Origin of the sequence: Streptomyces sp. AA4, assembly GCF_000158875.1 — a bacterium.
GTDB lineage: Bacteria > Actinomycetota > Actinomycetes > Mycobacteriales > Pseudonocardiaceae > Amycolatopsis.
In genome coordinates, this window is the sequence record NZ_GG657746.1 from 5,011,819 (window position 1) to 5,031,058 (window position 19,240).

General features: G+C 70.3%; 18 protein-coding genes. 7 read left to right on the top strand and 11 right to left on the bottom strand.

All coding sequences use genetic code 11. The features are described 5' to 3' along the window. Window positions 1-345: 345 nt before the first annotated feature. The 5 genes from SSMG_RS22935 to SSMG_RS22955 form a co-directional block, all read right to left on the bottom strand. Entirely contained in the window at window positions 346-1,605 is a 1,260-nt protein-coding gene (locus SSMG_RS22935) for an MFS transporter (RefSeq protein WP_009079871.1), read from the bottom strand. Next, window positions 1,602-2,492 carry a sphingomyelin phosphodiesterase gene (locus tag SSMG_RS47100; RefSeq protein WP_009079873.1) on the bottom strand — a complete coding sequence of 297 codons (891 nt, stop codon included), beginning with the start codon at window positions 2,490-2,492 and terminating at the stop codon, window positions 1,602-1,604. The genes SSMG_RS22935 and SSMG_RS47100 overlap by 4 nt, the downstream gene beginning before the upstream one ends. A 159-nt stretch (window positions 2,493-2,651) precedes the next feature. Then, on the bottom strand, window positions 2,652-4,049 hold the full coding sequence (locus SSMG_RS42530) for a sensor histidine kinase (protein ID WP_158688068.1): 1,398 nt from the start codon (window positions 4,047-4,049) through the stop codon (window positions 2,652-2,654). 411 nt (window positions 4,050-4,460) lie between these two features. Then, window positions 4,461-4,628 carry a hypothetical protein gene (locus SSMG_RS45520; RefSeq protein ID WP_158688069.1) on the bottom strand — a complete coding sequence of 56 codons (168 nt, stop codon included), beginning with the start codon at window positions 4,626-4,628 and terminating at the stop codon, window positions 4,461-4,463. A gap of 85 nt (window positions 4,629-4,713) precedes the next feature. Further along, entirely contained in the window at window positions 4,714-4,899 is a 186-nt protein-coding gene (locus SSMG_RS22955; RefSeq protein WP_009079878.1) for a CsbD family protein, read from the bottom strand. Between the two features lie 268 nt (window positions 4,900-5,167). Between SSMG_RS22955 and SSMG_RS22960 the strand changes: the two genes are divergently transcribed. Then, window positions 5,168-6,136 (top strand): magnesium transporter CorA family protein, encoded by a 969-nt coding sequence (locus tag SSMG_RS22960; protein WP_009079880.1) that lies wholly within the window; start codon window positions 5,168-5,170, stop codon window positions 6,134-6,136. 91 nt (window positions 6,137-6,227) lie between these two features. Continuing rightward, the gene (locus SSMG_RS22965; RefSeq protein ID WP_009079881.1) at window positions 6,228-6,941 is read left to right on the top strand and encodes an ankyrin repeat domain-containing protein; all 714 of its coding nucleotides are present in this window, start codon (window positions 6,228-6,230) and stop codon (window positions 6,939-6,941) included. Between the two features lie 285 nt (window positions 6,942-7,226). Here SSMG_RS22965 and SSMG_RS45525 read toward each other — a convergent pair whose 3' ends face one another. Beyond that, window positions 7,227-7,418, bottom strand: coding sequence for a hypothetical protein (locus SSMG_RS45525; protein WP_009079885.1), 192 nt, complete (start codon window positions 7,416-7,418; stop codon window positions 7,227-7,229). Here SSMG_RS45525 and SSMG_RS22970 point away from each other — a divergent pair. Next, window positions 7,413-7,778: an IclR family transcriptional regulator C-terminal domain-containing protein gene (locus SSMG_RS22970; RefSeq protein WP_050788258.1), complete on the top strand. Its 366-nt coding sequence runs from the start codon at window positions 7,413-7,415 to the stop codon at window positions 7,776-7,778. The genes SSMG_RS45525 and SSMG_RS22970 overlap by 6 nt on opposite strands. An 18-nt stretch (window positions 7,779-7,796) precedes the next feature. On the opposite strand, the gene SSMG_RS22975 is transcribed toward SSMG_RS22970, so the two are convergent. Next, window positions 7,797-8,369 (bottom strand): CGNR zinc finger domain-containing protein, encoded by a 573-nt coding sequence (locus SSMG_RS22975; protein WP_158688070.1) that lies wholly within the window; start codon window positions 8,367-8,369, stop codon window positions 7,797-7,799. Window positions 8,370-8,418: 49 nt separating this feature from the next. Between SSMG_RS22975 and SSMG_RS22980 the strand changes: the two genes are divergently transcribed. Next, window positions 8,419-8,943 (top strand): GNAT family N-acetyltransferase, encoded by a 525-nt coding sequence (locus SSMG_RS22980; protein WP_009079888.1) that lies wholly within the window; start codon window positions 8,419-8,421, stop codon window positions 8,941-8,943. 13 nt (window positions 8,944-8,956) lie between these two features. On the opposite strand, the gene SSMG_RS22985 is transcribed toward SSMG_RS22980, so the two are convergent. Then, window positions 8,957-10,243, bottom strand: coding sequence for an amidohydrolase family protein (locus SSMG_RS22985; RefSeq protein WP_009079889.1), 1,287 nt, complete (start codon window positions 10,241-10,243; stop codon window positions 8,957-8,959). Continuing rightward, the gene (locus SSMG_RS22990; protein ID WP_009079891.1) at window positions 10,240-11,697 is read right to left on the bottom strand and encodes an MFS transporter; all 1,458 of its coding nucleotides are present in this window, start codon (window positions 11,695-11,697) and stop codon (window positions 10,240-10,242) included. The genes SSMG_RS22985 and SSMG_RS22990 overlap by 4 nt, the downstream gene beginning before the upstream one ends. A 128-nt stretch (window positions 11,698-11,825) precedes the next feature. On the opposite strand from SSMG_RS22990, the gene SSMG_RS22995 reads away from it, so the two are divergent. After that, window positions 11,826-12,851 carry an Lrp/AsnC family transcriptional regulator gene (locus SSMG_RS22995; protein WP_009079893.1) on the top strand — a complete coding sequence of 342 codons (1,026 nt, stop codon included), beginning with the start codon at window positions 11,826-11,828 and terminating at the stop codon, window positions 12,849-12,851. A 150-nt stretch (window positions 12,852-13,001) separates the two neighbouring features. Here the strand turns inward: SSMG_RS22995 and SSMG_RS45530 are convergent, their stop codons facing one another. Then, entirely contained in the window at window positions 13,002-13,577 is a 576-nt protein-coding gene (locus SSMG_RS45530) for an SseB family protein (RefSeq protein ID WP_037714565.1), read from the bottom strand. Between the two features lie 237 nt (window positions 13,578-13,814). Here SSMG_RS45530 and SSMG_RS23005 point away from each other — a divergent pair, with 237 nt between their 5' ends. Both SSMG_RS23005 and SSMG_RS23010 read left to right on the top strand, forming a co-directional pair. Further along, a complete protein-coding gene (locus SSMG_RS23005; protein WP_158688071.1) occupies window positions 13,815-16,538 on the top strand; it encodes a LuxR C-terminal-related transcriptional regulator in 2,724 nt (907 codons plus the stop codon). Window positions 16,539-16,789: 251 nt separating this feature from the next. Next, window positions 16,790-17,803: a S1 family peptidase gene (locus tag SSMG_RS23010; RefSeq protein WP_009079898.1), complete on the top strand. Its 1,014-nt coding sequence runs from the start codon at window positions 16,790-16,792 to the stop codon at window positions 17,801-17,803. Between the two features lie 266 nt (window positions 17,804-18,069). Here SSMG_RS23010 and SSMG_RS23015 read toward each other — a convergent pair whose 3' ends face one another. Beyond that, on the bottom strand, window positions 18,070-19,056 hold the full coding sequence (locus SSMG_RS23015; protein WP_009079899.1) for an aldo/keto reductase: 987 nt from the start codon (window positions 19,054-19,056) through the stop codon (window positions 18,070-18,072). Window positions 19,057-19,240: the final 184 nt, after the last annotated feature.

The window sequence follows — 19,240 nt, forward strand, 5'->3', positions numbered from 1 at the left end:
CCCAGGCTACGAAGCCGCTGACAGATTGCCAACAGTTTCCCGGCGCTCCGGGAAAAGAGGGGCAAAATTTCATCCTCGCCGCATACCGGAATTCTCGGCTGCATTGTCACCAGGAGCCGATCGCATTCGCCCGGCGGCCAGGGCGGGTGCCCGGCCGATGCGCGGCTGGGGGCACGCGCATCGGCCGGACTGCCCGGTCGCCCCGAATGCTCAGCTCCCCGAGCGGAGAAAAGCAGTTCGACCGGCGGGCGTACTTCCAGGCTGCCCGAATCGGCGAGCCATGTCACCGCAGAGCGAAAACTCGTGAATATCTCCCGGCCGCCGCCAGCGCGGTCAGGCCCGAACTCAGGAAACGCTCCGGATCGGCAGCACACAGAACGCGGCGGCCAATCCGGTGACCGCGGAGGCGACGAACAACGACGGGAAACCGCCCGGGGAGGTGATGAGGACCCCGCCGACAGCCGCGGCGGCGATCGACGGCAGCGCGCTCGCGAGCTGCAGCACACCGAGATCCTTGCCGCGGTCTTCGGAGCGCGGCAGCACCTGCGTGACCAGAGCCTGGTCGACGGAAAGGTAAGCGCCGTAGCCGATTCCGAGAAGCGACGCGCCCAGGATCGCGGCAGGCATGGTGTGCACGAAAGCGAGGACCAGCGCTGCCGCGCCCTGGACGGCCGAAGACCACACGACCACCCGTTTGCGCTTCCCGCTGCGGTCCGAACCGCGGCCCACCGGAATCGCGACGACCACGATGCTGGCCGTGTAGCACACCATCAGGATCAGAGTGCCGAAGTCGGGATCGACGTGCACCTCGTCTTTCAGGTACTGGTACAGGAAGATCTGGGCGAGTGCGTTCGACAGGTTGATCAGCGCCCGCTGTCCGCACGCCCAGGCGAAATCCGCGCTGCGCAGCGGCGCGAAAATGCCGACGAGAACAGCGCGGAGAGCCAGCGGAGGACGTTCCGCTCGCCGCAACGGCGTTCCGCGGACGCGAAGACCGAACGGAAGCACACACAGCAACAGCAGCAAAGCCAATCCGACGTAGGCGTCCAAGACTCCGGTGAACAGGAAGGTCACCACCGCGACCCCGAGCAACGGGCCGACCGCGGTGCCCACCGCGTAATAGCCGGAGACCCGGCCCCGCTGGTTGACCGGCACATCGTCCGGCACCGCCGCGGACAACGCGACCATGACGGCGGAGGATCCTGCCGTGAAGAGCGCCCAGCCGATGACGACGCCGACGATGCCGTGCTGCAACCCCTGGAACACGAACGCGACGGCGGACAGCACGACGCCGTACAGGATCCACACCTGCCGCCGGCCGGTGCGGTGCAGGGTGCGGTCCGACAGCGCTCCGACCAGAATCGAAACGACCACAGTCACCAGCGCGGCGCAGGCGTTGGCCCAGCTCTGCGCGACGACCGCGGCGTTCCCTTCGCCGGCGATCGCGTTGGTCTGCCGCGGCAGCAAGATCTGCTGCGTGCCGTAGTTGGCGAGGAACAGCCCCAGGTTCGCGAACGCCCAGCAGACCGTCCACACGCGACCGGCCGGGCGGACCGGTTCGTCCAAAGCGGACCGGCCGCCGGTTTCCGCCACGCCCGCGGTCATGCCGGCCCCAGTGTCACGTTGGCCAGCACCGGAAAGTGGTCGCTCGCGGGCTGGCGGGGCCGGAACGGGACGGTGCGGGTGGTGATGTGCGGGACCGGCCGCAGGCCGTTCTCGTTGATCGAGCCCACATAGTCCAGCACATTGCGATAGCCCGGCTGGGAGCGCGCCACGAGGCGGTTGCTCGCGCTGTCGAACGTGTGCTCGTGCATGTCGCTGTCCGGTTCGAGACGTCCGCCGACCGCCTCGGCCGCGTCGGCGTGATCCTGGCCGCGCTCGCCGGGAACGCCGCGCGCGTCCGCCGCGTAGTACTCGACGTTCAGATCCCCGACCAGCAGAACGGGCGCATCCGGCGGTGCCGTCCGCGAGACGAACTCGCGCAGTTCTTTCAGCTGTTCCAGGCGTACCGCACGTGTCGCGGACAGCGGCGTCGGCGGCTCGTCGGCCTGCAGATGGGTCGCGGCCAGCCACACCCGGCCGTCCGGCGTGTCCAGTTCCGCCAGCGCGACCCCCTTCGCGCACAACGCGTCTTGGGTTTTCCGGTGGACCGCGCTGTACAGATGCTGGCCGCACCACCGGATCGGGTACCGGCTCAGCACCCGGACCCCGCCGCCCACCAGCGTGCGCAGCGGCGAGACCGGAGGCACCGCCCCGTCCCATTCGCGCCGGCCCCGAAGCGCGCCGATCTGGGGCGACGCGTGATAGCCGTGCCGCTTCAGCCGCGAGGCCAGCCGCCCGGCGGACGAGAGGCTGAACGCCTCGTTCAGCACGACGACGTCCGGATCGACGGCGCGCACGGCTTCGGCGGCCCAGCCCGCCCGGAGCCAGCCGCGAGGCGAAGCCGAGATCAGCGGAAGCTGCAGCACGTTGAATGTCAGTAGACGAAGCATCGGATGCACGCCTCCCGCCTGGCTCGAAGCGCGGCCCCGCACTGGGCCGCAGAACCACACCGTAGATAAAACGTGAATCTGCTTCAAGTTTTTCTCCGTGCGACACCCCTCTGGGTGAGGCGCGGGTGTGCTCGCCGTGAACGCCGGGCGCGAGCGCTCTCATTCGTCCGCCGGCGCATCCTCCGGCACCGGGCTGATCGCCGGAAGCGTCACGCGAAGCACGAAGCGGTCGCCGGTGCTTTCCGCGCTGCACGTCCCGCCGATCCGCTCGACCCGCTCGGCGATGCCGCCCAGCCCGTGCCCCGGCGCCACCGACTCCGAGGAGAGCAGGCCGTCGTTGCCGATCATGAACTCGAACCGGTCCCCGATCCGGACCAGCTCCAGCGTGCAGTTCACGGGCTGGCTGTGGCGCAGGATGTTCGTCACGGATTCCCGGAGCACCCAGGCCAGCACTTCGGCGGCCGCGCCCTCGGGCTGTTCGCCGATCCTGATCTGGCAGACGGCTCCGCGCGACTCCAGCAGGTCGATCGCCGCCGCGAGTTCGGCGTCCAGGTCGGCGACCAGGGTGCCGTGCGCGATGTTGCGCATGTCCTGCAGGGTCTGCCGCGCCAGCCGGTGCGCGGCCCGGCTTTCCCGTTCGGACTGGAGGCGGTCCGCCGCCGCGAGCCGCTCCGCGAGTTCCGTGCGCAGCATGATCGACACGAGATTGTGGCCGAGCCGGTCGTGCAGGTCCCGGGAAATCCGGGTGCGTTCCTGGTGCACGGTCAGCCGCGCGATCTCGGCGTTCGCCGCGGCGAGTTCGGCCGTGCGGATGGCCAGCCACGAGGTGGCCCGCACTGCGATCGCACCGACGATCCCGAAGACCGCTCCCTGCGCGATCGCGTAATCGTCCGGCTGCACCGATTCGGGCAACGACCACCACCAGAGCAGTCCGATCGTGAAAAGACCGATGCCGAACGCGACTGCCCAGACCCACTCGCTGCGGACCAGAATGAGCAAGAGCAGACCGACCATGGAGATGGAACCCGAGGGCATCTGCACGGCGTGAAAGGCGATCGCGACGACAGCCGCGATCAGCGTGCTCAGCACAGTCAGCGGCCACGTCTGCCGGAACGACATCCCGGCCGCGCGAAACACCAGCCCGTGCAGGCAGATCAGCGTCTGCAGCAGAATCAGCCCGGCATACCAGGCGGACAGCTCAAGGTCGGAAGTCTCCACGAAGACCTTCGCCGTGCCCGGCGTGACGACCCCGCTGATGACGACCCCGAAAATCGCGGCCGCGGCGAGCAGGAACGCCCGGCCGCCGATGCGGACGGTCCGCCAGTAACGAGCCTTGCCCAGCACCGGCCACGGGAAGCGGTTCACCTGGTGTCCTGTCCTCCTTCGCCAGCCATGCTGGCGCGCGATGCTAACCACGCCGGTGCCGTCCGGACGAATCGGATCATCCTTCCGGGTGACCGGAATCGGCTGAAGACACGCCGGTCGGCGGCTGGCGGACCCTGCCGGACGGGCAAGAGACGACGATGATCGCGGCCGCAGCACCACCAGAATCCGCACGCAGGCCCGAGAAGCCGTACGGCCTGCGAAACGGAGCACCCTGGTCGCTGCCGTCGCAGAGTCCGCACCGAACCGCAGGGCGAACACCCGGCAGCACAGACCCGCAGCTCAGAAGCCTGACAAACCCGTGGGGACGCCTTCCCGGGAGCACCCGGAGCCCTCTTCTCAGGTCAGCGACTTCGTGCTTCGACCGCGCAGCAAGCTTCGACAGACCGGCGCGACGAGGGCCTGCTCGTCGCTGTTCCGCGCACGGAATCCCGCCCGGCAAGCGCGGGAGGCCTTCCTTCGGCACCCGACCGCTAGAGGGGCTGGTACCGCGGCGGCCCCGACGCCGTGCGCCGTCGGGGCCCCTCCGTCCTGAACCTCCACTCTGGACCGGAACGCGGCGCGAGCGGGGCCGACGAGGCGGGATCAGCCCTTGCCGCGCCCGAGTGCTTCGCGTTTCACGAAACCGACCGCGGCGGTGGCGACGAACAGGATCGCGCCGATGATCAGCAGCCAGAACAATCCCTTCACCGCGATCCCGACCACGATGCACGCGACCCAGATCACCAACAGCAAACCCAGCAATGCCAGCATGTTCTCTTCTCCCGGTTGATTCGGCCGCACGTCAGCGAACGGCAGCGGCGGGGCCGCGACAATCCTTGCGGTCGCGGGCCGGACGTCACTTGCCGACGACGCCTTCGACCGCGTCCTTGACCTTTTCCCCGGCTTGCTTCAGATTCCCTTTGCCCTGCTCGGCTTTGCCTTCGGCTTCCCACTGCTCGTTGCCGGTCGCCTTGCCGACGGTTTCCTTGGCCCGGCCTTTCAGCTCTTCTGCCTTGTTCCGGGCCTTGTCGCCGACACTCATCGCGGGATCCTTTCGTCGCCGAACCACTGCGGTCCGGGCATGCGGCAGTGTTTCCCGCCGGCTCCGCGCCGAAACCTCGCTTCGCCCCACCAGGCCGCCCCGTTCTCAGTGTCCTCACAGCAACTCTCGGGGAGGGTCGCCAGAGGTCCGGTCGCCGTGACCGGGCCGGTTCGACGATCCGTCTGGAGCTGCTGAAGTGCTGAACGCCGCGACATCTTCCCGTGCCCTTGCCGGTCGCCGGGCGCTCTCCGTCTGAGCGGGGCCCGTCATGGCACGCACGCGGGTGTACCGCCACGGAGTGCTCGCGGCCGAAGGGATCCCGGTCGCGGACGTCTCCGACTACCTCGCCGACCCCGAAACGACGGTATGGCTGGACTTCTGCGCTCCGACCGAGGAAGACCTGGCGGCCATCAGCGAAGAACTCGGCCTGCACCCGCTCGCGGTCGAAGACGCCGTGCACGAACACCAGCGCGCGAAACTCGACCGGTACGACTCCCACTCCTTCCTGACCGCCTACTCGGCCGCGCTCGGCGCCGACGGGACGCTGCTCGTGTCGGAACTCGCCGCCTTCATCACCGGTCAGGCCCTGGTCACCGTCCGCAAAGACGAGAACTTCCCGATCGACGCGGTCGTCGCCCGCTGGGACTCGGCCGCGGACCTGGCGAAAAACGGCGTCGGATTCCTGCTGCACGGACTGCTCGACCACATCGTCGACGGTCATTTCGAGGTGGTGCAAGCGCTCGACGAGCAGATCGAGGAACTCGAAGATCTCGTGTTCGACGAACGCCCCCGCTACGCCGACATGCAGCGGCGCTCGTTCGCGCTGCGCAAAAGCCTCGTGCGGATCCGGCGCGTCGTCCTCCCGATGCGCGAGGTCGTCAACACGGTCATGCGCCGCGACATGCACCTCGTCGACGCCGAACTGCAGCCCTACTTCCAGGACATCTACGACCACGTGCTGCGCGCGTCGGAATGGACGGAATCGCTGCGCGACCTGGTCACCACGATCCGGGAAACACAGCTGAACATCCAGGGCAACCGGCTCAACACGATCATGAAGAAAGTCACCAGCTGGGCGGCCATCATCGCCATCCCGACCGCCGTCACCGGCTTCTACGGCCAAAACGTGCCCTATCCCGGTTTCCAGACCACAGCCGGTTTCTGGACGTCCACACTGGTCATCGTCATTCTTTCCGCCGCCCTGTATGTGTCCTTCAAGAAACGGGACTGGCTGTAGCCCGCGTTATCGCTTCCCCGCCGCTCGGCGGCCGACGGCATCCGCGGGCGAGTAGCCTCAATCCGACGCCCGGCTGCGGAGAGGAGGCGCGATGCCGACGGACGAGGACCAGCTGAGTATCTTCCTCGCCATCCGCGAAGGCGACACAGACCGGCTCTCGGAGTTGCTGCGCGCGGATCCCGAACTGGCCGCCTGCCGGCTGGGCGGGCCAGCCCGCGGGCGCACGCCGCTGCACGTCGTCAGCGACTGGCCGGGTTACTTCCCCAACGGGCCGCGCATCGCGGAACTGCTGATCGCCGCCGGTGCCGACGTCAACGCGCGCCCGGACGGCGGCGAGTCTCCCCTGCATTGGACGGCCAGCAGCGACGACGCGGCCGTCGCGCGAGTGCTGATCGACGCGGGCGCGGACCTCGAAGCGTCCGACGGATCGATCGGCACGCCGCTCGACAACGCGATCGGCTACGCCTGCTGGAATGTCGCACGCCTTCTGGTGGAACGCGGTGCGCGGGTCGAGAAACTGTGGCACGCCGCCGCGCTCGGCCTGCTCGACCGGATGGAAGAGCTGATCGCCGGCAGTGCCCCCGCACAGGACGCGCTCGATCAGGCTTTGTGGCATGCCTGCGCGGGCGGGCAGCGACGGGCGGCCGAACGTCTCGTCGGGCTTGGCGCCGACGTGACGTTCACGCCCGATTACGGCCGTGGCACCCTGATCGACGCGGCATCGACCGACGGCACCCAGCGCGCGAACCTGATCGAGTGGCTGACCGGACTGGGTTTGCGCGCCGCTGCCGACACCGCGGACTGAGACGGGGACCGGCTGGCGAAGCGAATCTCGCCCCGCCCCACCCTCCGCGACCGCCACGACGGCGGCAGCGGGCAGCAGAACCCCGAGACGCCGGAGCGGGTCAGTTCGGCCAGCCGCGCCGCGATCTCGTTCACCGGGCCGTACAGGCAGAATCGGCAAGCGAACAGTTCCGTCGCGTCGTCGTCTGCAAAGGACTCGGCAGGCGTCCGGGCACGCGCACCCGGACGCCTGCCTCGGCCAGGAATCCCGCGCCGCCGTTCGCCGCGATGCTCAGGCATACCGGCTTCAGTTCGCGGGCCGCTGGCGGCCGGGCGGATCGACACGGAGACCGGGCCGCCCGGGCCGGATCAGGAACCCGGCGGCGAAACTGACGGCCGACGCGGCCGCCAGGTACACCGCGATCGAGACCCCAGTGCCGGTCGATTCGAGCAGCGACCCGCTGGCCCGTCCCGGGTCGCCGGGCGGATGCCGATGCACTGCACGGCGACCGGCAAGGTGCTGCTCGCGTTCGGCCCGCGGAACCTGGTCGAGGAAGTGCTCGCGTCGCCGCTCGAACGTCGCACGCCGCACACGGTCAACGCACCCGGCGTCCTGCTGAACGAACTGGCGCGGGCCAAGGCGAACGGTTATGCGGTCGAGTACGAGCAGACCCGCGTCGGTTACGCCAGCGTCGCCATCCCGTTGACCGGGGCGACCGGCTTCACCACCGGAGCCCTGTCCATCACCGCGCCGACGTTCCGGGCTGATGTGGACAAGTACGCCGGGCTGCTGGCGATGGTCAGCCACCGGATCACCAAGACGATCAGCGCGATGCGCTCTTCGGCGGGGGTGCCTTGACCACCGTCTCGCTCGGTTTCAGTCCCGGGCTCGGCGGCGCGCCGCGGCGGTCTTGACCCGGTCCTGGCACGCGGTGGAACAGAAGCGGCGGATGCGGTTTCGGGTGGTGTCGACGAACAGCAGTCCGCAGCCCGGTGCCTCGCACGCGCCGATGCGGCGGGCGTGGCCGTTGGCGAGGAACCGGGCGAGGGCTTCCGCGCAGATCGCCGACCACATCGGCACCAAGGCCGTTTCCGCCGGGTGGTGGTGCAGCCGCCAGCGACCGTCCTCAAGGGCCAGATGCGGGTGCGCGGGGTGGGCGGAAAGCAGCTTGTTGAGGCGGACCGCGGCGTGGTCTTCGTCGGCGGTGCGCAGGGAGTCGAGCACCAGCCGCAATTCGTTCGCCAGCGCGGCGAATTCGGGTGTGTCCCGGTCGGTCAGGTGCGCCGCGGACGGAGGGTCGACAGCGAGGATTTCGGCCAGCGCCACCGACTTGTCGGTGTCCGGGTGCAGGACGAGGCGGTTGACGAGCTCGACCGCGACCGTCAGCCCGGTGTCGGCGTAGGCGTCCAGGCGCACTTGCTCGCCAGCCTTCCCGTTCAGTAGCGTCACTGGCGTATTGAGCTTACGCCAGTGACGCTTATCGACGGAAGGCAGTCCCATGACGCGTACCTCGTCCGCGCCGGTCGTGCGTGCGGCGGAACCGGCCGACCTGCCTCGGATAGCCGCGGTGTGGGAGGCCGCGTGGCTCGACGGCCACCGCGGCCGCGTGCCGGACGAACTCATGGCGGCGCGCGATTCCCGGCACTTCGCCAGTTTCGCGGCCGACCGCCTGGACACGACGCTGGTCGCCGACAACGGCGGATCAGACCTGCTGGGGCTGGTCATCGTCGGGACCTCCGACGGCGAGGTCATCCAGCTCGCGGTGGACCGGTCCGCGCGCGGCATGGGGGTCGGGTCCGCCTTGCTCGAGGCCGCCGAACGCCTGATCGCGCAGACGCACCGGGAAGCGTGGCTGGCGGTCGTGCCCGCCAACGCCACGGCCCGGCGCCTCTACGAACGGTCGGGCTGGCGCGACGCCGGGCCGGTCGTCCACCAAGCTCCGACCCGGCGGGGCACCGTGGCTGTCCCGGTCCACCGGTACGTCAAGACGGTCCGTCCCGGCGCGGCGGACGCGCCCGGTTAGCGAGAACCGGCTGTCACGCGCTGCGGACGGCGCCGACCGGTTCCGCCGGAAGGAGGTCCTTGACCACCGAGCCTTCCTTGATCACGAGTTCGATCGCGTCCGGGTCGGCGAGCAGGGAGATGTCCTTCAGCGGATCGCCCGACACCGCCACGAGGTCGGCGAGTTTGCCCGCTTCCAGAGTGCCGAGCTCGTCGGACAGGCCGAGCAGCCGGGCGGCGTTGGCGGTGCCCGCCACGATCGCGTCCGACGGCGACATGCCCAGTTCCACCATGTGCGCCAGTTCCAGCAGGTTCCGGCCGTGCGGGCACACGCCGACGTCGGTGCCGAGCGCGACCTTGACCCCGGCGGCGAAGGCTTTCGCGACGTTCTCCCGCGCCTTCGCCGACCACCGGACCTTCTTTTCGTACAGGTACGGCGGAACGAGCGCCGGGTCCGGCACGCGCAGGGCCGCGCTGAGCGTCGGGACCAGCCAGGTTCCCTTCTCCAGCATGAGATCGATGCCTTCCTCGTCGATCTCGTACCCGTGCTCGACGCTGTCGACGCCGCCGCGGATCGCCGCGAGGATCCCGGCGGTTCCCTGTGCGTGCGCGGCGATCTGCCGCGGCCGGGAGTGCCGGTCGAGCTCGCCGCGGATCAGCGCGATCTGCCGTGCGGTGATCCCGAGGTCGTCCGGCTGGTCGGTGGGACTCGACACCCCGCCGGTCGTGCACACCTTGATCACGTCGGCACCGGACCGGATCAGCCTGCGCACCACGGTGACCACGTCGTCGTCGGTGTCCACGACGCCGAGCCCGGAACCCTCCGCCATCGGCATCGCGCGGCCGTTGGGCAGGGTCATGTCGGCGTGCCCGCCGGTCGGCGACAGCACGGCGACCGCGATCCGGGCGCGGGGGCCGGTGATCAGGCCCTCGGCGAGCGCGCGCTGGGTGCCGTGGTCGAGGCCGCCCAGATCGCGGATCGTGGTGATGCCCGCGTCGAGCGTCGCGCGGAGGCGTTGCGCGGTCTTGTAGGCCGCGTAGCTGCCGGAATCGGCGATGATCGCGCGCGGACCGTCCTCAATGGACAGAGTGACGTGGACGTGGGTGTCGAAGAATCCGGGCAGCACGGTGCGGCCGCCGCCGTCGACGGTGTGCACCGGGGTCGCGCCGACGGGGTGTTCCCGCCGCGGGCCGACATAGGTCAGCCGCCCGTCGGCGGCGACGATTTCGCCGCGTTCGACCGGCGCGGCGCCGGTGCCGTCGATGATCCGCACGTTGACCAGTCGGATGGTCCCGCCGTTCGGCATGGAAGGGGTCCTCATTTCTCGATGGGAGCGGGGTTTTCGCGCCGGGTCCAGGCCAGCGCCAGCACCAGCAGGCCCAGTGCGGCGCAGCCGGCGCACACGGCCCAGACGACCGTGTATCCGGTCTCCGCGGGCCCGCCTGCCCCGCCGGAGAGGAAACTGGAGAGCAGGGCGCCGACGACCGCCGTGGCGACGGAACCGCCGAGCACCTTGACCGTGCTGTAGGTCCCGGAGGCGATGCCGACCTGGTCGGCCGGCGCGGTGCCCGAGATGTAGGCGGGCAGCCCGGCCAGCAGGAGGCCCATGCCCAGCCCGGTAGCGACGAGCGCGGCCAGCACCGCGCCGAGGGTGTGGTGCAGGAGCGCCATGCTCAGGAAACCCGCGGCGGACACCCCGATTCCGGTCGACAGGACGCCGCGCGGTCCCACGCGGGTCGCGATCCGGCCGTACACCGCCGAACCCGCCACCGCGGCAAGGAAATTCAGCGCCAGCACCAATGACGTCGCTTTGGCGGACAGCCCGAACCCGTACCCGGCCGCCTCGGGTTTCGTCGCGAGGAAGGTGACCAGCGGGACCTGGTTTCCGAAGAAGCAGACGCCGAACAGCAGTGTCGCGAGCATCGCGGGCCACATCGCCCGGCTGGCGAACAACCGCATGTCCACGAGCGGCCCCGGCACTCGCCGCTCCCACCAGACCCAGCCGGCAAGCACGACGAGCCCGCCGCCCAGCGCGGCCAAGGTCGAAACCGCGCCCCAGCCCGCCCGGCTCGCCTGCGACAGGCCGAGCAGCACCAGGGTCAGCGCGACCGACAGGCCGGCCGCACCGGTCCAGTCGATCTTCCGGACAGCGCGCGCGGACGATTCGGGGATGAGGAATTTCGTGACCAGGCCGCACGCCGCGGTCAGCACGACCGGCACGACCAGCGCCGGGCGCAGGCCGCCGAGCAGCGCTTCCAGCGGCCCGCTGACGAGCCCGCCGAGGACCAGGCCCGCGGTGAGCGAACCGGCCAGCAGGCCGATCGCGCGGTTCGCCCGCGGCCCGGCCGATTTGTCGCGCACCAAAGCGATTTCGAGCGCGATCCACGCGGCCAGCGGCCCTTGCAGCACCCGCCCGAGCAACACCACCGGGTAAGCCGGGGCCACCGCCACCAGAAGCGAACCGGCGGCCACGCTCCACACCGCGACGCTCAGCAGCCGCCGGTGTCCGAAGTGGTCGCCCAGCGCGGCGAAGACCGGGACACAGACGGCTGCGGCCAGCAACTGCACGCTGGCGAACCAGTTCAACGGGCCGGCGCCGACGTGCAGGCTCGCGCCGAGACCGGCGAGCAAAGGTCCGTAATAGCCCTGCAGCATGCCGCTGACCAGCTCGACGCAGATCAGGAAACCGACCACGGACCGCAGGCTGGCGCCGCCCGCGGAAGCCCGCGGACCGGACAGCCCTGGCCGGCCGAGACGGGGGGTCGAAGAGGTCATCGCCGCTCCTCGCGTGGATACGTGGACAATGGCGACAAGTGTCGGAGCCGGACACGATCCGGCCGTAGAATCTCAGTTATCCGTCACCGCGGACCGGCCGCGGCAGGACAGCGGGCAGGAGGAGCGCCGTGACGCAGAATTCCGTCGACGAGCTCGACCTGCTGATCATCAACTGCCTGCAGATCCGGCCGAGGGCCACCTGGAGCGTCGTCGGCCGCGTCCTCGACGTGGACCCGGTGACCGTCGCGCGCCGCTGGGAACGGCTGGAGGACGCCGGGCTGGCGTGGGTCAGCTGTTATTTCGGGCTGCCCGTCCCCGACCGCGTCATGGCCTACCTCGAGATCGAGGTCGCCGGGGCGCAGGTGACCGAGGTCGCCGAACAGCTCGTCCGGCACCACGAGGTGGTCAGCGTCCACCACACCACCGGGGCGCGCTCCCTGGTCGCGAGCGTGGTCGGCCCGGATCCGGCCGCGGTGTCGCACTACGTGTCGGATTCGCTCGCCACCCTCGACGGCATCGTCGCCACCCGCACCGAAATCGTCACCGGCAAATACAGCGACGCGGGCGAATGGCGGCTGCGCGCGTTGTCGCCGTCCCAGCGGGACGCGCTGCAGGCCGCCTGCCCGCGCCCGGAGCCGCAGCCCGGCGGCGGCCCGGTCCGCCCGGACGAACAGCGGATCGTCCGCGCGCTCGCCGCGAACGGCCGGATGTCGGCCACCGACCTGGCCCGGAAGATCGGCGTCAGCGAAGCCACCGCCCGGCGCCGGCTGAACCGGCTCATCGCGGAAAACCGGGCGACGTTCCGCTGCGAAATCTCCCAGCAGGTGTCCGGCTGGCCGCAAACCGGGATCCTGTGGGCCCGGGCGCCGGTCGGCGCGCTCGACCGCATCGCGCGCGAACTCGCGGTCCTGCCGGTGATCCGCGCCTGCCTGACCACGACCGGACGCAACAACCTGATGCTGTTCGCCTGGCTGCGCGACGTCCGCGAACTGCACCAGTTCGAACGCACTGTCGCCCAAGCCGCCCCCGAAGCCGACATCACCGACCGCGCGTTCTGCCTCCGCTCGTTCAAGCGGCTGCAGCTGGTTCTCGACGACAGCGGCCGGACGAGCGGACTGCCCGCGCCGGACAAGGACGAGGCACTGCAGTTCTGATCGGGCCGGCCGTTATTTTCGGGCGCGCGGTCGCGGGATCCCGGCCTCGACCCTCGCGGCGGATCGAGGCCGGGGCGTTTTCTTGGCGAGTCCGCCCACGACACTCAGCGCGGAGCACGCCGTCACCCGGCGTCCCGGAGAAAAGGGACCTCACGCGTTTCCGTGTCGGCGCGGGCTCGGCCCGGCCCCAGTCGGTTTCGGACGGACCCTCAGCAGCGCGCCCGGCACCTGATCCCAGTCCTCTGGCGTCCTCCAGCCCGCGTCGAACGGCAGCGGGCGCGCGGATTGCCGCAACACGACCAGCGCGTGGTCGATGTTGGCGGACCAGAACAAAGTGCTCGCCGACGCGAGAGAGCTGACGGCCTTGGCGCCGACGCGGTTCAGCGGTTCCCGGGCCGAGAAGCGGAAGAGCGCGCCGACGCCGTGCGGTTCCGCCGGGTCGACGAGCAGGCCGGCGCCCGACGGCAGCAGCGTCACGAGATGCTCGCCGCTGATTTCCAGGAAATCCGACTTGCGCGAGAACCGGAACGCCCCGCGCACCGACGTGAACGCCGCCACCCATTCCTGGTCGGTGTGGCGGGTCCGCGCGGCCAGCAGCGCGGGCGATTCCGGCGCGAGCACGAACAACCGGACGCCCGCCAGCGTCCTGGCGAACCGGCCGAACTGCGCGCGATCCCGCATCGCGGCGACGGCGACCTCGGCGAACGCCTCGTTCTCCGAAACCATGTTTCCTCCCCGGCGGCCCGCTCCGGCCGTTTCCCGAAGCGTCGGTTCCGGAAACGATCACGGCAATCCGGACCCGTACCCGTAACGACACGGGGCCGCGCCGCCCGCGGATCGCCTCCCCCAGGCGGGCGAGACAATCCTGGTCGCTACTTCCGGAGGTGTCAGCTCACCCGGAGGGGTCATAGCATGTTGATCATTCACGAGCAGCGGTCAGCTGGACGAAGCCGAAGGACGTCCATGCGAAACGGTTCACCGTGCGGAACTGCCCCGATCGTCGCCGGGGTGCGCGACGCGGAGCGCGCGCACCTGGTCTCCGCGCTGGAGGCGAGGCCGGCCTTCATCGTGGTGGAAGGCCTTGCCGGAGCGGGGAAAAGCTGCCTCGCCGCGCACGCCCTCGCCGCGCTCGGAACCCGGCCCGACCGGGTTCTGACCGCGTATTGCGGCGCCGAGTCCCAGCGCTTCCCCTACCACGTCGCGACGGCCCTCTTCGGCAATGCCGGGATCGAGCTGGCCATCCCGCCCGACCCGGTGCGGGAGGCGCTGTTCCCGCGCATCCGGCGCGCACTCGCCCGGCTCGGCGCCTGCGTGCTGCTGATCGAAGACCTGCACTGGGCCGACGCCGCGTCGCTCGACCTGCTGCGGTACGTCCTGCGCGATCCCCCGCCCGACTTGACCGTGCTCGGCACCCGGCGGACCGGCGCGCGGCCCCGCACCGCTTTGGCCCCGGGGCCGATCATTCCGCTCGGCCCGCTGAGCACGGAGGAAACGGCCGCGCTCGCCGCGCACCTCGCGGGCGGAAACGTCAGTCCCGGTGCGGTTTCCCGCATCGAGTCCCTCACCGGCGGGCTGCCGCTCTACTTCGGACCGGTCCTCGACGCGCTGCGCCGGACCGTTCGCGGTCCCCTCGACGAGCAGGCCGTCGACGCCGTTTTCGGCCGTCCCCTGCCCGCCGCGCTGACCAGCTGGGTGTCCGACCGGCTCGGCGACCTCGCCGCCGGCGCCCGGAAGGTCGCCGAGGCCGCCGCCGTGCTGGCGGAACCCGAAACCGCCGAAGCCCTCGCCTCGGTCAGCGGCCTGCCGCCCCGCCGGGTCCGCGGGTACGTGCTGGAGCTGCTGCGGCACGGGCACTTCGCGGAATCCCGCGGCTACCGGTACGGCTTCCGGGCGGACCTCGACCGGCTGGCCGTGTACCACACTGTGCCCGGTCCGAGACGGCAGCGGATGCATCAGCTGGCGGCCGCGATGCTCGACGCGCGCGATCCCCAGCCGATGCGGCGGCTGGTCGCGCACGCGCGCCGGAGCGGAACGCTGCGGGCTTGGCTGGCGCAAAGCGAACAAGCCACCGAGGACGCCGTCGAGGTCGGCGATTCCGCCTCCGCCATGGCGATTCTGCGCACCGCGATCACCGACGATTCGCTGTCCACAGTGGAACGGCTGCGTGCGATCCGCCGGTTCTGCGCGCTCGCCCCCGCGGTGGTCGACCAGGAACGCAACGCGCGCTTGCTCCGGGCCCTGCTCCACGACCAGCGCCTGCCCCGCCCGGACCGGGCCCGGGTCCGCCTCGGCTACGGGCTCCTCCTCGTCCGCCAGGCCGGAGGGGTCGAACACGGGCGGACAGAAATCGAACGCGCGGTCGCCGAACTGGAGGCACAGCCCGAACTCGCCCTGCGCGGCGTGTCCCTCCTGTGCGCGCCCTACCTCGGCGCCCAGCCCGTCAGCCGCCACCTTCCGTGGCTCGAACGCGCCGAGAAATCCCTTAGCGGCAAGGAAGCCGCGGCCGAGGACATCCCGATCCTCGCCAACGTTCTCGGTGCGAGAGTCCATCTCGGACACCGCGTCGAGGCGGACCGGCTGGCACCCTACGGCGACCTCGCGGCCACCGCCGAACTTCGCCAGCAGCTGGCGCGGGCGCATTGCAACCTCGCCGACGGGCATTCCTGGATCGGGGACACCGCACGCGCGCAGGAACTGCTGCACCTCGGACTCGACCTGGCGACCGGCGCGGGCGCGTCCTTCGTGGTCGGCAGTGCCGAAGCCACTCAGATCCGGCTCGACTGGGCGGCCGGGCGCTGGGAGCGGATCGACGAGCGCGCGGACGAACTGGAACGGTCCTATCCCGGGCTGCACCCGGTCGTCTGCGAACTGAAGCTGGTGAAAGCCTGGTACGCGATCGCGCAGGGAAACTGGAGCGAGGGCCGCCGGAACCTCCAGGGCGCGGGGCTGGCCGACCTCCGCAACGCCGTCGCCCCGGTCGCCATCGCCGCCTGGGGCGCGCTGATCCACACCCTGCTGGACGGTGACGCCGCGGTCCAGGCGGCGCGCGAAGCCAGTCAGGCGGTCGAATACCTGCGGCGCAAGGAAGGCTGGGCGTGGAGCGGGGAGCTGCTCCCCTACGCCGGGCAGGCCTTTCTGGAGGCGGGACTCGAAGCGGACGCCGACCGCTTGATCGCCGACGCCGAAGCTGCGCTCGCGGACCGGTACGCACCGCTCGCCGAGGCGTCATTGCTCGCCGCCCGCGCGCTCCGCGCCGGCGACCGCGCGGCCGAGGCATACGACGCGGCAGCCGCGGCCCACGCCCGGATCGGCCACCACTACCGGGCAGGCCAGCTCACCGAGCGGGCCGCGCTCCTCCGGTGGCAGGACGGCGACTCCGCGGCCAAGGACGAACTCCGCCTGCTGGCCGAAAGATTCGACCTGATGGGCGCCACCATCGACGCCGGCCGCTGCCAGCGGCACCTCCGCACCCGCAGCGCGGCCCCCGTGCGCCCGCGCGAGCACCGCGGCGCCGGCAGCGGGCTGTCGCCCCGCGAAGAACAGGTCGAGCAGCTCGTCCTCGACGGCCGCACCAACCAGGAAATCGCCGACGTCCTGTTCCTGTCCCGCCGGACGGTCGAGGAGCACGTGGCGAACGTCCTCCGCAAACGCGGCGTCCGTTCCCGCCACGACCTCCGGCGCGCCTGACCCGTATTTTCCCGTAATTCCCCGTAATCCGAGCGGGGGACAGTATCCGTTCCCGATATCCACGCAGAACAGTCCCGCCCCGAAACGGAGCAATGAATTCTCCGGCGCGGCGACCGTTTCGCACCTTTGCTCATCCGATGGCCCGATCGCGAACCTGGCAGGGAGTTAACCGACGTTCGTAGGTGGCAGCGAGTGTTCCTCTGAGCGGAAAGTACGTGCCGTACAACCACGAATAAGCGAGGAGAAACTCCATGGCACTCCGGAAATCGCTGTCCATTCTCGCCACAATGTCCGCCGCCGCATTGGCGACCGGCATGTGCACCCACGCCGCGACCGCGCAGGTTCAGTCCCTCGCCCAGCTGCAGCACGCTGCGGTCCAGCAGGCCTCGCAGCTGACGAATACGCTCGGCGCGTCGTCCGGCGGTTATTGGCTCGACCACGGCAAGGCCGTCGTGAACGTTCTCGACGACGCGTCGGCGCGCAAAGTCGAAGCCGCCGGGTTGACCGCCAAGAAGGTCAAGCACAGTTTCGCCCAGCTCACCCAGGCCAAAAATCAGCTCGACACCGTCAAGAACGTCCCGCAGACCGCGTGGGGAATCGACACCCGCGCGAACCAGGTGGTGGTCAAGATCTACTCGGCCGCCAAGCCCGAAGTCGCGAAGAAGGTCGCCGAGGCCGCCGCCCGGCTCGGCGACAGCGCCCGGATCGAACACCGGACCGGCAAACTGGAGCTGTACATCGCCGACGGCGACGCGATCAGCAACGGCAGCAGCCGCTGTTCGCTCGGCTTCAACGTCACCCGCGGCGGCGAGCCGTTCCTGCTCACCGCCGGGCACTGCACCAACCTCGGCGGCACCTGGTCCGGCGACGACGTCTCCGGGGCCGAGATCGTCGAAAGCGACTGCCCCGGCGCCGACTCCGGGCTGCTGACCCGTCCGAACGGCACCGGACCCGGCGAAATCAACACCGGCCAGGCGATCACCGCCGCCGCCGACCCGACGGTCGGCGAGCAGATGGAGAAGCAGGGCTCGACCACCGGCGGCGGCTCCGGCGAGGTCACCTCGGTCGACGAATCGGTGAACTTCGACGTCGGCGTTCTCAACCACGAGTTCGGCACCACCGCCCAGACCGACCACGGCGACTCGGGCGGCCCGGCCTACGACGGCTCGACCGGCCTCGGCACCCTCTCCGGCGGCGACACGCAGACCAGCTACTTCTACCCGCTCACCCTCGAACTCCAGTCGTACGGCCTGAACCTCGCCTGACCGATCTCCGAAGCGGTGGCCCCGCGGACATCCCACCGCGGGGCCACCAGCACGCTCACTGTGCGAACCGTGTCGTGGCAAGGCTTCCGGAATGCGCCGGCTGGCGCGGTCAACGCATTCCGTTGCGAATCAAGCGATCGCGAACGCCAAGGCGAGTCGCGACGGACCGGCGAGCATCGGCCCGCTCCTCGCGAACCCGTGCGGTGGAGCCGGGTTCAGCGAATCCCCGGCGCCTCGCTCGCCTCTGCGGGGGGGTTCTTCTCGAGTCAGCGGCCGAACAGGGACTTGAACCCCTCGGGGACGCGTTCGCCCTGCACCTGGTTCGCGGCCTCCTCGATGCGGTGCAGGTCGCCAGAGGTCAGCTCGACCTCGAGCGCGCCCAGGTTCTCCTCCAAGCGGTGCAGTTTGGTGGTGCCGGGGATCGGCACGAACCACGGCTTCTGCGCCAGCACCCAGGCGAGCGCGATCTGGGCCGGGGTGGCTCCCTTGTCCCCGGCGATCTCCTTCAGCAGGTCGACCAGTGCCTGGTTGGCCTGCCGTGCTTCCGGGGCGAAGCGCGGCAGCAGGCGGCGGAGGTCGTTGTCGGCCAGCGAGGTGCGGGAGTCGATGGTGCCGGTCAGATAGCCCTTGCCCAGCGGGCTGTAGGGCACCAGGCCGATGCCCAGCTTCTCCAGGGCCGGAATGATCTCGGCTTCGTGGTCGCGCATCCAGAGCGAGTATTCGCTTTGCAGCGCGGTCACCGGCTGCACGGCGTGCGCGCGGCTGATCGTCGTCGCCCCGGCCTCCGACAGGCCGAAGTGCTTGACCTTGCCCTCGGCGATCAGCTCCTTGACCGTGCCCGCCACGTCCTCGATGGGCACTTCGGGGTCGACGCGGTGCTGGTACAGCAGGTCGATGCAGTCCGTCCGCAGACGCCGGAGCGAGGCCTCGGTCACCCGGCGGATCTGCTCGGGCCTGCTGTCGAGCCCCGACGCCGGAGCCGGTCCGTGTTCTCCGTGCTTGAGACCGAATTTGGTGGCGAGCACGACTTGTTCGCGGACCGGCGCCAGCGCCTGTCCGAGCAGCTCTTCGTTGGTGAAAGGCCCATAGACCTCGGCGGTGTCGAAGAAAGTCACGCCACGCTCGACGGCGGCCCGCAGCAGCTTCGTCATCTCGGACGGGTCCGGGGGCGAACCGTAGAAGAAACTCATGCCCATGCACCCGAGTCCCAAGGCGGAGACTTCGAGCTGCTGTCCGAGTTTGCGTTTCTGCACTGAAAAGTGCTCCTTCGGTAATGGCTCTGGCCTGGTGCTCCCGTTGTTCGGGAGGAAGCCGTGACAGCAGGCTAAATCGGCCGGGCGACGGCGGGGAGGACCTCTTGATACAGGTACTGCCGGTGCCCCTCCGGGGCCCTGCTGGTCGATCTGCTCCCGCTCCGGCAGGATGAGCGTATGCGCA

Excerpts from the sequence above, each read along its gene's own strand:
- SSMG_RS22935 (WP_009079871.1), bottom strand. The coding sequence starts at position 1,605 with ATGACCGCGGGCGTGGCGGAAACCGGCGGCCGGTCCGCTTTGGACGAA.
- SSMG_RS47100 (WP_009079873.1), bottom strand. The coding sequence starts at position 2,492 with ATGCTTCGTCTACTGACATTCAACGTGCTGCAGCTTCCGCTGATCTCG.
- SSMG_RS45520 (WP_158688069.1), bottom strand. The coding sequence starts at position 4,628 with ATGCTGGCATTGCTGGGTTTGCTGTTGGTGATCTGGGTCGCGTGCATC.
- SSMG_RS22955 (WP_009079878.1), bottom strand. The coding sequence starts at position 4,899 with ATGAGTGTCGGCGACAAGGCCCGGAACAAGGCAGAAGAGCTGAAAGGC.
- SSMG_RS22960 (WP_009079880.1), top strand. The coding sequence starts at position 5,168 with ATGGCACGCACGCGGGTGTACCGCCACGGAGTGCTCGCGGCCGAAGGG.
- SSMG_RS22965 (WP_009079881.1), top strand. The coding sequence starts at position 6,228 with ATGCCGACGGACGAGGACCAGCTGAGTATCTTCCTCGCCATCCGCGAA.
- SSMG_RS22970 (WP_050788258.1), top strand. The coding sequence starts at position 7,413 with ATGCACTGCACGGCGACCGGCAAGGTGCTGCTCGCGTTCGGCCCGCGG.
- SSMG_RS22980 (WP_009079888.1), top strand. The coding sequence starts at position 8,419 with ATGACGCGTACCTCGTCCGCGCCGGTCGTGCGTGCGGCGGAACCGGCC.
- SSMG_RS22985 (WP_009079889.1), bottom strand. The coding sequence starts at position 10,243 with ATGAGGACCCCTTCCATGCCGAACGGCGGGACCATCCGACTGGTCAAC.
- SSMG_RS22990 (WP_009079891.1), bottom strand. The coding sequence starts at position 11,697 with ATGACCTCTTCGACCCCCCGTCTCGGCCGGCCAGGGCTGTCCGGTCCG.
- SSMG_RS45530 (WP_037714565.1), bottom strand. The coding sequence starts at position 13,577 with ATGGTTTCGGAGAACGAGGCGTTCGCCGAGGTCGCCGTCGCCGCGATG.
- SSMG_RS23005 (WP_158688071.1), top strand. The coding sequence starts at position 13,815 with ATGCGAAACGGTTCACCGTGCGGAACTGCCCCGATCGTCGCCGGGGTG.
- SSMG_RS23010 (WP_009079898.1), top strand. The coding sequence starts at position 16,790 with ATGGCACTCCGGAAATCGCTGTCCATTCTCGCCACAATGTCCGCCGCC.